We start from the raw sequence: 691 nt of genomic DNA on the forward strand, positions 1-691 counted from the left end.
CCCGAGGGCGAAGACTGGCTCGCCACCCTCGCGCTGCTGCGCCGCTACCGCGAGCACTTCACCGCCGCCGAGCTCCGAACCATTCTCACCAACTGGGCGACGACCCGGGGCGACTGGGCCGCCCTGGTCGCTGACGTGCACGACGCCCGTCGCCGCGGCCTGGCGCCGGACGCGCCGGAAATGCAGGGGCTGGCCCAGCGATGGATGGCGCTCAGCATGCAGTGGATGGAGGGCGACGTGGCGCTCGCGCGGCGCTGGGGCGGGTTGGTCGAGACCGTTCCCGAGGCCTGCGGACGGCACGGCCTGGACCCGGTGGCCATTGCCGCGGTCAGGCCTGCGCTGCAGCTGCGGCTGGCGGCCCTGCGCCGGCACCTCGACGAGGCCGATCTCCGTGCGATGGACAAGCGCCTCGCCCCGGAGTGGCGGGCGCTCGCCGAGCGCGCGCGGGCGATGATCGAGGCGGGCACGCCGCGTCACGCGTCCGCCGCGCGCGCTTTGCTCGCCGACTTCGACGCGCTCGCGGACCGCACGGCCGGTCACGATCCGGACCGGCGGCGACGCCTGGAGCAGGCCTACCGCAGCGAACCCGTGCTCGCCAGGGGGCATTTCATCGGCGCGGACGTACGCACCTTCCTCGCCGGGGTCCGCGAGGCGGCGGACGGGGCTTGACCCTCACGCGCACGTGAGGCCT

The 691-nt window shown here is 75.1% G+C and carries 1 protein-coding gene; it reads left to right on the top strand.

Annotation, left to right across the window (positions count from 1 at the left end):
• Positions 1-669, top strand: a 669-nt coding sequence (locus tag G7A99_RS23165; protein WP_205600028.1) for a hypothetical protein, incomplete at its 5' end; no start/stop codon positions are given.
• Between the last annotated feature and the right edge of the window lie 22 nt (positions 670-691).

Source organism: Arhodomonas sp. KWT, from assembly GCF_010993615.1.